General features: G+C 66.6%; 9 protein-coding genes. 3 read left to right on the forward strand and 6 right to left on the reverse strand.

The genetic code is table 11. The annotated features are described in order from the left end of the window. The first annotated feature begins 4 nt into the window (after positions 1-4). The 3 genes from mscL (at position 5) to DBR20_RS06665 (ending at position 2,717) form a co-directional block, all read left to right on the forward strand. A complete protein-coding gene (gene mscL, locus DBR20_RS06655) occupies positions 5-409 on the forward strand; it encodes a large-conductance mechanosensitive channel protein MscL (RefSeq protein WP_108265623.1) in 405 nt (134 codons plus the stop codon). Positions 410-563: 154 nt separating this feature from the next. Continuing rightward, positions 564-1,121, forward strand: coding sequence for a hypothetical protein (locus DBR20_RS06660; RefSeq protein ID WP_146186962.1), 558 nt, complete (start codon positions 564-566; stop codon positions 1,119-1,121). 174 nt (positions 1,122-1,295) lie between these two features. Beyond that, the gene (locus DBR20_RS06665) at positions 1,296-2,717 is read left to right on the forward strand and encodes a M28 family peptidase (protein WP_108265625.1); all 1,422 of its coding nucleotides are present in this window, start codon (positions 1,296-1,298) and stop codon (positions 2,715-2,717) included. Between the two features lie 77 nt (positions 2,718-2,794). Here DBR20_RS06665 and DBR20_RS06670 read toward each other — a convergent pair whose 3' ends face one another. The 6 genes from DBR20_RS06670 to DBR20_RS06695 form a co-directional block, all read right to left on the reverse strand. Next, positions 2,795-4,246 (reverse strand): alanine/glycine:cation symporter family protein, encoded by a 1,452-nt coding sequence (locus DBR20_RS06670; protein WP_108265626.1) that lies wholly within the window; start codon positions 4,244-4,246, stop codon positions 2,795-2,797. A 13-nt stretch (positions 4,247-4,259) separates the two neighbouring features. Beyond that, positions 4,260-5,252, reverse strand: coding sequence for a hypothetical protein (locus DBR20_RS06675; RefSeq protein WP_108265627.1), 993 nt, complete (start codon positions 5,250-5,252; stop codon positions 4,260-4,262). A gap of 271 nt (positions 5,253-5,523) precedes the next feature. Further along, complete coding sequence (locus tag DBR20_RS06680; RefSeq protein WP_108265628.1) at positions 5,524-6,357, reverse strand: TrmH family RNA methyltransferase; 834 nt, start codon at positions 6,355-6,357, stop codon at positions 5,524-5,526. After that, positions 6,350-7,867 (reverse strand): alanine/glycine:cation symporter family protein, encoded by a 1,518-nt coding sequence (locus DBR20_RS06685; RefSeq protein WP_089236620.1) that lies wholly within the window; start codon positions 7,865-7,867, stop codon positions 6,350-6,352. Before DBR20_RS06685 ends, DBR20_RS06680 begins: the two co-directional genes overlap by 8 nt. 180 nt (positions 7,868-8,047) lie before the next feature. Then, complete coding sequence (locus tag DBR20_RS06690) at positions 8,048-8,587, reverse strand: GNAT family protein (RefSeq protein ID WP_108265629.1); 540 nt, start codon at positions 8,585-8,587, stop codon at positions 8,048-8,050. Then, positions 8,580-11,705: an efflux RND transporter permease subunit gene (locus DBR20_RS06695; RefSeq protein WP_108265630.1), complete on the reverse strand. Its 3,126-nt coding sequence runs from the start codon at positions 11,703-11,705 to the stop codon at positions 8,580-8,582. Before DBR20_RS06695 ends, DBR20_RS06690 begins: the two co-directional genes overlap by 8 nt. Between the last annotated feature and the right edge of the window lie 62 nt (positions 11,706-11,767).

The following is an 11,767-nucleotide window of genomic DNA, read 5'->3' on the forward strand; positions in this document are numbered from 1 at the left end:
AACAATGGGAATGCTCACCGAGTTCAAGGAATTCGCGATGCGCGGCAACGTCATCGACCTCGCCGTCGGCGTGGTCATCGGCGCGGCCTTCGGCAAGATCGTCACCGCGCTGGTGGAGAAGATCATCATGCCGCCGCTGGGCATGCTGATCGGCAAGGTCGATTTCTCGCAGCTTGGGTGGACGCTGTCGCCGGCCAGCATCGGTGCCGATGGCAAGGAAATCCCGGCCGTGGTGATCGGCTACGGTGATTTCATCAACACGCTGATCCAGTTCGTGATCGTGGCCTTCGCCATTTTCCTGGTGATCAAGGTGATCAATCGCCTGTCGCGCAAGCAGGAAGCCGCACCGGCTGCACCGGCCGAGGAAGTTCTGCTGCTGCGCGAGATCCGCGACAACCTGAAGAAGTAACGGAACGGGCGCCTGCGGGCGCCCTTTCCATCTGCGTGTCTGCGACGCTGCCCATGCGGTGTTGCTGTTATCCTCCTGCGCCCGCGCAGTGCCCTCGCACCGCGCTGAAAGCGCGAAACCACCGCCCTTTGCGGTGGATGCCAGGAGGCACCGCTTGAACACCCCCACCCCGCGCATGCGCGCACTCGCCATCCCCCTGCTGCTGTCTGCCTGCATGTGCGTGGCCGGCACCGCGCAGGCGCGCGATGTCTCTGTCACCGATGGCAAGGGCCATTACCTGCCCTACAAGCCCGGGATGGCACTGCCCAATGGCGTAGCCGCACCGCTGGACGGCTACAGCCACGCCGACCTGCTGCTGGCGGCCGCGCAGCCGATCGAAGCGCAGATGAAAGCGCGCGGCCTCGATCCGACGCTGACGCGCGAGTCACTGTTCGCGATGGCCGGCGTGCTGAACGAGGCGCTGGAAGCCAAGAGTGCCGAGTACCAGATCGCCACCGATCTGCAGAAGGCCGGCGATTCGCCAAAGGCACGCCATGAAGCGGTGACTGCGCTGGCCAAGCGCTTCGGGCTACTGACGGTCGATGCCACCTACGATTCGCTGAAGGGTTCGCCTCTGCTGTCGCTCGACAAGCAGTTTCTGAACGACTACATCAACAACGCCGGCAACGGCGTGGCCAGCTACATCATGAAGCTGGATACCGCAGCCAAGTAATTGCCAGCGGCGCCCTCGGGCGCCATGGGAGCGTGCGAAAGCCCCGCTCCGGCGGGGCTTTCGCTTTGCTGCATCTGGCGGAAAACAGCATCCGCAGCGGCCATGACCTCCCGCCCATGCGCGGCGCTGAACGACTGTTAAGCTCCAAGGCTTACACCCTTCCCGGAGCTGTCCATGCGTCGCCGCGTCCTTGCCATCGCATCCTCCCTCGCCCTGCTGGCCGCGCCGGCCTTCGCGGCGCCGCATGCCACCACCCTGCCGCCGGCCTCGCTGGCCACTGCCGCGCAGCTGCGCGACCAGGCGCTGGCCGATGACACCGGCTGGAAGGTGGTCGAATCGCTGACCACCGAGATCGGCCCGCGCATCGCCGGCAGCGAAGCCGACGCCCGGGCCGTGGCCTGGGCCGAAGCCAAGTTCAAGGCACTGGGCTTTGACAAGGTGTGGAAGGAACCGGTGACATTCCCGAAGTGGGAGCGCCGCAGTGAACACGCCGCCGTGACCGGCAGGAACCCGCAGCCGCTGCAGATCACTGCGCTGGGTGGCAGCCCGGGCGGCACGGTGGAAGCCGAGGTGGTGCGCTTCGCCGATCTGGCCGCGCTGCAGGCCGCACCGGCCGGGTCGCTGAAGGGCAAGATCGCCTTCGTCGATTACCAGATGCTGCCGTTCCGCGATGGCCGCGACTATGGCCGCGGCGGCGCGATCCGCAGCAAGGGCCCGTCCGAGGCCATCCGCAAGGGCGCGGTCGGCTTCCTGATGCGTTCGGCTGGTACCGATTCGCACCGCGTACCGCACACCGGCATCACCCGCTTCGATGACGGCCTGACGCCGGTACCGTCGGCGGCGCTGTCGGTGCCCGACGCCGACCAGCTGGCACGCCTGCTCGCCCGTGGCGCGACCACGGTGAAGGTGGCGCTGGACTGCGGTTGGGATGGCACCGCGACCTCGTACAACGTGATCGGTGAGATCACCGGGCGCACGCTGCCGAAGGAAGTGGTCGTCATCGGCGGCCATCTGGATTCATGGGACCTGGGCACCGGCGCGGTCGATGACGGCGCGGGCGTGGGCATCACCATGGCCGCCGGCCATCTGATCGGCCAGCTGAAGCAGGCACCGAAGCGCACCATCCGCGTGGTCGCCTTCGCCAATGAAGAACAGGGTCTGTATGGCGGCAAGGCCTACGCCGAGGCACATGCCAAGGACGTGGCCCTGCACCAGCTGGCCGCCGAGAGCGATTTCGGTGCTGGTCGCATCTACGCCTTCAACACCGGTTCGCCGAACCCGGAGGGCTCGCGCGAGGCCACCAAGCAGATCGCCGAAGTGATGAAGCCGCTCGGCATCGAGTACGCCGCCGACAAGGGTGGTCCAGGGCCGGATGTCGGTCCGCTGGCCGCCAAGGGCGGTGCGTGGGCGTGGCTGGCGCAGGATGGCTCGGACTACTTCCACCTGCACCATACCGCCGACGACACGCTCGACAAGATCGACCCGAAGGCGCTGGCGCAGAACGTGGCGGCCTACACCGTGTTTGCGTATCTGGCCGCCGAAGCCGATGGCAGTTTCGGCAGTGAAGCGAAGGCCACCACGCCGCCGAACGAGTGAAGCCGCATCCACGCATGACGTGGATCAACGCTTGACCAGGTAGCGCCGGGCCATCCCGGCGCTACCTGCCTGGGCACTTACTCTGCCCACACGCTGGTATTGCGAACCCCCAGCAGCTTCGGATTGAACAACGGATCACGCCCGTGGCGCCGGTGGTTTTCGTAATCGCGCAGTGCTGCCAGCGCGGGCCTCTGCAGCAGCAGGATGGCGATGATGTTCAGCCAGCTCATCATGCCTACGCCGATATCGCCCAACGCCCACGCGACTGTCGCACTCTTCATCGCCGAGTAGCCCGTAGCAGCCAGGAACAGCAGCTGGAAGGCGCCCATCACCCACTGTCGGGGACGATCGCGGCAGAGGTAACTGACGTTGGTCTCGGCCATGTAGTACAGGGCGAGGATGGTGGTGAAGGCGAAAGGCAGGATCGCCAGCGCGACGAATGACTTGCCAAAGCCGGGCAAGGCAGACTCCACCGCGTACTGCACGAAGCGCGGCCCCGCTTCCACGCCAGGAAGGTTGCCCAGCAGCAGTCGTGCCTCATCGGGCACACCGTTCACCGCCGGGTCGTAGACGTTGTAGAGCCCGGTGGAGAGAATCAGGAAGGCCGTCGCGCTGCACACGACCATGGTGTCGATGTACACCGAGAACGACTGCACCAGCCCCTGCTTCACCGGGTGCGACACTTCCGCTGCGGCGGCAGGATGCGCGCCGCTGCCCATGCCCGCTTCGTTGGACAGCACGCCACGACGCACCCCCCATTGGATCGCGGTGCCGATCATCGCGCCGAATGCAGCATCGACACCGAACGCGCTGCGCAGCACCAGGGCGATGACCTCAGGCACTTTCTCGACATTGAGGACCATCACCACCGCAGTGACCAGCAGATAGGCCACGGCCATCACCGGCACCACCCATTCGGCGACGCGCGCGATGCGACGCACGCCGCCGAGCAGGATCGCCGCCAACACCACCAGCAGCACACCGGTGGTGACCACTACCGGAACATCCCACGCTTCATTCACCGCACTGGTGATGGCGTTGGACTGCGTGCCCGCCAGCATCGCCCCCGCCAGCACCGTGACCAACGCGAACAGCACGGCGTACCAGCGCTGGCCCAACCCCTTTTCGATGTAGTACGCCGGACCACCGCGGTACTGCCCCTTGGCATCGCGATCCTTGTAGATCTGCGCCAGGGTGGACTCGATGAACGCGCTTGAGGCACCGAGGAAGGCGACCACCCACATCCAGAAGATCGCGCCGGGACCGCCGAAGGCAATGGCCATGGCGACACCGGCGATGTTGCCTACGCCCACCCGGCTGGACAGCGACAATGACAACGCCTGGAACGGCGAGACACCGGCATCGGAGCGTTCGTGGCGGAACATCAGGCGCAGCATGTCCGGCAGCGCGCGCAGCTGGATGAAGCGGGTACGCACGCTGAAGTACAGACCCGTCGCCAGGCACAGCACCACCAGGTACGGGCTCCAGACAACGGCAAGAACGGCATTGACGATCGATTCGACATTCATCGCAGGGCCCCCATCAGAAGAACATGCCCAGGGCGACCTGGGGACTGACGGTGCGGCCGGTATTGCGACCGGCAACGGTGAATTCGACGCCGGCAATCACCCCCAGCGACGGACTGAAGTGGTACTCGATCGCCGGCGCGAAGGTCAGGTTGCGGCTGGCAGGACGGGCCTCAACGATGCGCTGGAGCGCGCCGGCGGCATCCGGTGCGAAGCCGGTCAGCCGCTGGCCGCTTTCACGGCTGGCGGCCATTTCCATGACGCCCACCCAGCGTTCGTTGAAGCTGTACTCGACGCCCACCGAAAGGCCCAGCACCGAACCGCGCGCGATATGTCCCTGGAAGCCGTCATCGGTGCCATACACGCTGCCGCCGGAAATCGCAGTGCGTGAGGGCGATGGCCCGGCACTGAGCTGCGCGCGCCAGCGCAGCGGGCGATCGTTCGCCAGCCATACCACCTGCTGTACCGCCAGCGCGGCCACGGTGCGCTGCGTGCCGTCACCCTGGGCGTCGAGCGGGTTGCCGGTGATCCGGTCGTGACTGCCGGTGCTGAAGCGCTGCACCAGTGCAACTGACACCGCCGGCGTGGTGCCATCGGCACTGGAAGGCTGCAGCAGGTACTGCAGGCGTGCGGTGGTGTCGCCGGCGCGGAAACCACTGCTGCGCGCGTTGCCTGATTCTGCACGCGAGGCACTGAGGTTGACCTGGGCGGTCACGCGCTCGCTGAACCCGTAGGCGATGGGCACCACCATCGCCCACGCGCCACTGCGCTCGTTGCTGCGCTGGCGGTCGCCGTTGTTATCGAAGGACGAGGAACTGTCGACCCGCACCAGATAGGGTTCGACGTACCAGCGACCTGCCGGCATACCGGCGGGATTGGGGGTGATCAGCGGGCCGGTGAAGTTGACGCCGTCGAGCGTGCGCTCGTTGGCCTGCGCGGAAACGGCGGCAAGCGCACTGAATGCCAGTACCAGGCAGACACGCACCGTACTGCGAGGAGGATGATGCATGGGGACCACTCCTGTACGACGTTGGATGGACTTCCACCCTGCGTCGCCGGGAACGGCACACCAATAAGGAAACTTTCAATTCGTCATGCATGCTTTGCGCATCGCACTGTCAGGAAATCCGCCGGGCGTTGCCCGGCGCTACCGGTGAACCGTGCACGCCTTGCGTAGTGCAACGCAGGAGGCACCTTCCCGGCACGAGGAAATCCCGCACGACGTGGATCTACTCCGATCCGCGGGCACCGGCGTTACCCGGCGCCCGCAAACCCGCCCATCAGCCGCGCTGGCTGACCCACTGCGCCAGCAGCACGGCCGTGGCGGAAGCGACATTCAGGCTTTCAACCGCGCCACTGCCGGGAATCGACAGCTGCTGGTCACACTGGCTGGCCAGGCCGCGATCCATGCCTTCACTTTCCGCGCCCATCACGTAGACCAAGCGGGCCGGCAACGACGCGCGGAACACGTCATCGCCACCCTCGACCAGGGTCGCGGCCAGGCCGAAACCGGCCGCGCGCAGCTGCGCCATCGCTTCTGCGTCTTCAGGCAACTGCACCAGCGGCACCGACTCTGCACCGCCCTCGGCCACGCGTGCGGCCGCGCCGGACAGTGCCAGCGTGCTGCTGGCAGGCAGCAGCAGCGCCTTGGCACCGAAGTGCGCGGCAGAGCGCAGGATCGCACCGAAGTTGTGCGGATTGCCGACGCCATCCAGCCACAGTGCCAGCGCCGGGCCCTCGTCCAGTTCGGCCAGCCACTGCGCCAGCGGAAGCACCGGCGCGCGCAGCACGTCGGCCACCAGGCCTTCGTGGTGGGTGGTGGCGGCAAGCTTGTTGAGGTCGCCCTCTTCCACCACGCGGTAGCCCACGCGGTTGGCCACGCACCACTTCAGCACCGGCTGCATGCGCGGAATCAGCGACTCCACCAGGTACAGCTTGCGCAGTGCCTGCGGACGCTTGGCGAACAGGGCCTGCACCGCGTTCCAGCCATACAGGCGCAGCTCGTCGTTGCCACGCCCCGGCGATGGCGGGGTGCCGCCCTCACGCGGTGGCAGCGGGGTGGCCCGCGGCGGTCGCGACGACGGGCGGCGGGCATTCTTCCAGGGATCATTCACTACGGGACAACTCCAGCTTGCGTTGACGCCAGAAATCGGCGTTCTTGATGCCCAGGGCATCGGGGTCGAAGATCGGATCGAGGCCGAGCTTCTTCTGTCGTTCGTAATCGCGCAGGGCCAGCATGGCCGGCTTCTGCACGATGAGGATGGCGATGATGTTCAGCCAGGCCATCAGGCCCACGCCGATATCACCCAGCGCCCAGGCCAGGGTGGCGTTGTGGAAGGCGCCGAACACCACCATGCCGATGATGCCCAGGCGCAGCAGCAGCACGGTGAACGGGCGCTTCCTGTTGTGGTTGACGTAGGTCAGGTTGGTTTCGGCCATGTAGTAATAGGCCATGATCGTGGTGAAGGCGAAGAAGAAGATCGCCACCGACACGAAGGCCGAACCCCAGCCCGGCAGCACCGCTTCCACACCCGCCTGCGCGTAGCCCGCACCTTCGGGAATGCCGGCCAGGCCCTGGAAGATCGGCTCGGCGCCGGCCACCGGCGAATACACGTTGTAGGTGCCGCTGGCCAGGATCAGGAAGGCGGTGGCGGTGCACACCATCATGGTGTCGAAGTAGATGGCGAAGGCCTGCACGTAACCCTGCTTGGCCGGGTGCGAGACCTCCGAAGCCGCTGCAGCGTGCGGACCCGAGCCCTGGCCGGCCTCGTTGGCGTAGATGCCGCGCTTGATGCCCCACTCCACCGCCAGGCCCATCATCGCGCCGAACGCGGCGTGGGTACCGAAGGCGCTCTTGAAGATGATGCCGAACATTTCCGGCACGCGGTCGTAGTTGATGATCATGATGACGATGGCCATCAGGATGAAGCCGGCCGCCATGAACGGCACCACCACTTCGGCGAAGTTGGCGATGCGCTTGACGCCACCGAAGATCACCACGCCCAGCAGCAGGGCGACGACGATGCCGATGCCCAGCTTCAGCGCCTGCACCGATTCCATGCCGAAGGACTGGCCATCGAGCGGACCGCACAGCGCGGTGCCACGGCAGGCATTGATGATGCTGTCGGCGATCGCGTTGGCCTGCACACCCGGCATCAGGAAGCCGGCGGCGATGATCGTGGCGATGGCGAAGGCCATGGCATACCACTTCAGGCCCATCGCCTTTTCGATGTAGTAGGCCGGGCCACCGCGGTAGCGGCCTTCGGCATCCTTGGTCTTGTAGATCTGCGCCAGGGTGCATTCCACGTAGGAGGTGGATGCGCCGAGGAAGCCCATCACCCACATCCAGAAGATCGCGCCGGGGCCGCCGAAGGCGATGGCGGTGGCCACGCCGGCGATGTTGCCGATGCCCATGCGGCCGGCCATCGACATGGCCAGGGCCTGGAACGAGGACACGCCGGCGTCGGATTTCTCACCGGACACGGTCAGGCGGCACATCTCGACGAAACCACGGATCTGCATGAAGCGGGTGCGCAGGCTGAAGAACAGGCCGGCGGCCAGGCACATGAAGATCAGCGCCTTGCTCCAGATGATGCTGTTGATGAAATGTACGGTAGCTTCCACGCGCGCTCTCTCCAGTCGGCGGGTTGTGAGGACGTCCCGTCGGCTGGAAGGGACCGGTCGATTCTCCCTGATCGAAGGTCGCTGCGATAGCGCTGTTTTGTAGAGCCGAGCCCATGCTCGGCTGCCGTCAGGGGCCCAAGCCGAGCATGGGCTCGGCTCTACAGCGGCCAGCCCGCTTGTTCAGGGCAGTGCGGTCCGCACCCGGGCGAAGCGGCGCAGGTCATGCAGGACGCCGCGCTTGTAGACGGCGCAGCGCTCCACGCCCTCTTCCTGGAAACCGTTCTTTTCCAGCACCCGGGCCGAGCCCAGGTTGAAGTCGACCACCGTGGCCTGCAGCCTGAACAGGCCAAGCTCGTCCATCACCCAGGGCGCGAACAGACCGACCACACCGGTCATCAGGCCCCGCCCCCAATGGGCCTGGCCGAGCCAGTAACCCAGTTCAGCGGTATGCCCGCGCTCGGCCACGCCTTGCTGGGCACCCACGCTGCCGCAGGCCTGCCCGTCGATCTCGATGGCCAGGTTCAGGGTGCCGGGGGCCAGTACGCGCCCGCCCAGGAAGGCTTCGCCATCCTCGCGGGTGTACGGATACGGAAAGCGGTCACGCAGCCCACGCGAGACGTCCGCGTCGTTGGCGTGGCGCAGCAGCGACTCCAGGTCATCGCTGCGCCAGGGGCGCAGGAGGAAGCCTTCGCCGTGCAGAATGCGCGCCGGCTCAGGCATGACCACCGACCGACGGCGAGTCGGCCTCCTGCTTCTCCAGCTCGCGCTTCACCGCCTCTGGCGAGCGGGTATACGGGGCCAGCCGCGCGTAGAACGCCGGCACCACGAACAGCGACAGGAAGGTGGACAGGGTGACGCCGAAGATGATCACGATGCCGATGGTGCCACGGCTGGCCGAACCCGGGCCACCGGCCACCACCAGCGGAATCGCGCCGACCACGGTGGCGATCGAGGTCATCAGGATTGGACGCAGGCGCACCATCGCCGATTCGATGATTGCTTCGCGCACGGTTCGCCCGTCGTCGCGCAGCTGGTTGGCGAATTCGACGATCAGGATGCCGTTCTTGGCCGCCAGGCCGACCAGCATGACGATGCCGATCTGGCTGAACAGGTTCACCGTACCCCCACTCAGCCACAACCCGACCAGCGCACCAAGCACGCCCAGCGGCACGGTCAGCATGATCGTCAGCGGGTGGATGAAGCTCTCGAACTGTGCGGCCAGCACCAGGTACACCACCAGCAGGGCCATGGCGAAGGTCAGCAGCACCGCGCCGCCCGCGCTCTGGTACTCGCGCGATTCGCCCTTCCAGTTCACCTGCGCGTACTGCGGCAGCTCTTCGCGGGTTACCTGCTGCGCCCAGGCGATGGCCTCGCCCAGCGGGTAGCCAGGTGCGAGGCCGGCGCTGATGGTGATCGAGCGCAGGCGGTTGAAGCGGTTCAAGGTGCCCGCTTCGGCCACTTCGCTCAGCGTGACCAGGTTGGACAATGGCACCAGCTCGCCGGAGGTGGCACGCACGCGGATCGCGGCCAGATCGGCGGGGCTGGCGCGGCCATCACGGCCGGCCTGGACCAGCACGTCGTACTCCTCGCCGTTGTCGACGAAGGTGGTGACGCGGCGCGAGCCCATCATCGTTTCCAGTGCCGAACCGATCGCGGTGACCGGCACGCCGAGGTCGGCCGCACGCTGGCGGTCGATGTTCACCCGCATCTGCGGACGGGTTTCCTTGTAGTCCGAGTCCGGGCCGACCAGGCCGGGGTTGTCGGCCATGCGCAGCAGGATGCGGTCGCGCCACTGCGCGATCTCGGCGTATTCCGGGCCACCCAACACGATCTGGAACGGCTGCCCACCACTGCGCACCAGGCCACCACCGACCTGGGTACGCACACGCACGCCACGGATGGTGTCCAGTTCCTTCTGCAGTTCGTTGGCGACTTCCGGCGTGCCTTCGCTGCGCTGACGCCACGGCTGCAGGAACACGCTGACGCGGCCAGTGTGCATTTCCTCGCTGGCGCCGAAGCCGCCGGGCACGCGCGGGTTGGCGCGCACGATCGGCTTGTCCGCGCCCACATGCGGTGCCAGCAGCGCTTCGACCTGCTGCACCTGCTGCACGGTGTAGTCGTAGCCGGCGCCTTCCGGGCCGTCGATCATGATCTGGAACGAACCACGGTCTTCGGCCGGGGCCAGTTCCGAAGGCAGCACTTTGATCAGCAGCCAGCTGGCCGCCAACGCAGCGGCCATCACCAGCAGGTAGATCCACGTGCGATCAACATGATGATCGAGCACGCGGCCGTAGGCGCCGGCCAGGCGTTCCAGATTGCGGTTGATGAAGCCGTGCAGCCCGCGCGGTGCCTGCCCGGTATGCGGCTTGAGCAGCTTGGAGGCCATCATCGGGGTCAGCGTCAGCGCGACGAACGCCGACAGCGCGACAGCGGCGGCCAGGGCCACCGCCAGTTCGCGGAACAGGCGCCCGGTATTGCCTTCCAGGAAGCCGACCGGCAGGAATACCGCCACCAGCACGGCGGTGGTGGCGATCACCGCGAAGGCGACCTGCGCAGTGCCGCGCTTGGATGCCACCAGCGGCGGCTCGCCCAGGTCGATGCGGCGCTGCACGTTCTCCACCACCACGATCGCGTCATCCACCACCAGGCCGATGCACAGCACCAGCGCCAGCAGGGTCAGCAGGTTGATCGAGAAGTCGAACGCGTACAGCGCGATGAACGCCGCCACCAGGCATACCGGCACCGTCACCGCCGGAATCAACGCCGCGCGGAAGCTGCCGAGGAACAGCCAGATCACCGCCAGCACCAGGATCATCGCCTCCACCAGGGTGGCGTACACGCGGTCGACGGCAGCCTCGATGAAAGTGGTGTTGTCGAAGGCAACGAAGATCTGCGTGCCCTTGGGCAGGGTCAGCGCAACACGTTCAGCCTCGGCGCGCGCAGTGCGCGCAACATCCAGCGAATTGGCAGTGGAGGTCTTGACGATGCCCAGGCCGATGCCGGGCTCGCCGTTGCTGCGGTAGTAGGCGCGACGCTCGGCCGAGGCCAGCTCGATCTTCGCCACATCGCCCATGCGCACCACGTAGCCATCACTACCCTTGCCCAGCGGGATGGTCGCGAAGTCTTCGGGCTTGATGTAGTTGCGCTCCACGCGCAGGGTGAAATCGCGGTCGGTGGATTCGATGCGGCCAGCAGGCAGTTCCACGTTCTCGTTGCGCAACGCAGTTTCCACATCGCCGGTGGTCAGCCCACGTGCGGCCAGCTGGTCGCGGTCCAGCCAGATGCGCATCGCATAGCGCTGGCGGCCACCGATGCGGACCTGGGCCACGCCATCGAGGCTGGAAAAGCGGTCGACCACGTAGCGGTCGGCGTAGTCGCTCAGTTCCAGCGTGTCCATGGTCGAGGACACCATGTTGAACCAGATGATCGGATCGGCATCGCTCTCGACCTTGGCGATCTCCGGTGGCCGCGCCTCCTCGGGCATGCGGTCGGCCACGCGGCTGACCGCATCGCGCACATCGTTGGCCGCCGCTTCGATGTCACGGTTGGAGGTGAATTCGATGCTGACCTGCGAACGGCCGTTGGTGCTGCGTGCGTTGATCGTATCGATGCCTTCGATGCCGGCCAGCGCGTCTTCCAGCACCTGGGTGATCCGGCTCTCGATCACCGCTGCGGAAGCACCGGTGTAGTCCACCGACACCGAAACGATCGGCGGGTCGATGGCCGGCAGTTCGCGCAGGGTCAAGCGGGTGAAGGACATCACGCCCAGCACCAGCAACAGCAGGCTCATCACCACGGCAAACACCGGCCGCTGGATGGAGATGTCGGACAGCTTCATCCGCCGTGACCCTCGGCAGCGACCGGTGCTTCAACCGTCGCCGGCTGCGCGCCACTGGCGGG

This window comes from Stenotrophomonas sp. HMWF023, from assembly GCF_003060985.1.
GTDB lineage: Bacteria > Pseudomonadota > Gammaproteobacteria > Xanthomonadales > Xanthomonadaceae > Stenotrophomonas > Stenotrophomonas lactitubi.

Bases quoted from the DNA above. Each gene is read 5' to 3' on its own strand.
- DBR20_RS06665 (WP_108265625.1), top strand. From the start codon at position 1,296: ATGCGTCGCCGCGTCCTTGCCATCGCATCCTCCCTCGCCCTGCTGGCC.
- DBR20_RS06690 (WP_108265629.1), bottom strand. From the start codon at position 8,587: ATGCCTGAGCCGGCGCGCATTCTGCACGGCGAAGGCTTCCTCCTGCGC.
- DBR20_RS06670 (WP_108265626.1), bottom strand. From the start codon at position 4,246: ATGAATGTCGAATCGATCGTCAATGCCGTTCTTGCCGTTGTCTGGAGC.
- DBR20_RS06675 (WP_108265627.1), bottom strand. From the start codon at position 5,252: ATGCATCATCCTCCTCGCAGTACGGTGCGTGTCTGCCTGGTACTGGCA.
- mscL (WP_108265623.1), top strand. From the start codon at position 5: ATGGGAATGCTCACCGAGTTCAAGGAATTCGCGATGCGCGGCAACGTC.
- DBR20_RS06695 (WP_108265630.1), bottom strand. From the start codon at position 11,705: ATGAAGCTGTCCGACATCTCCATCCAGCGGCCGGTGTTTGCCGTGGTG.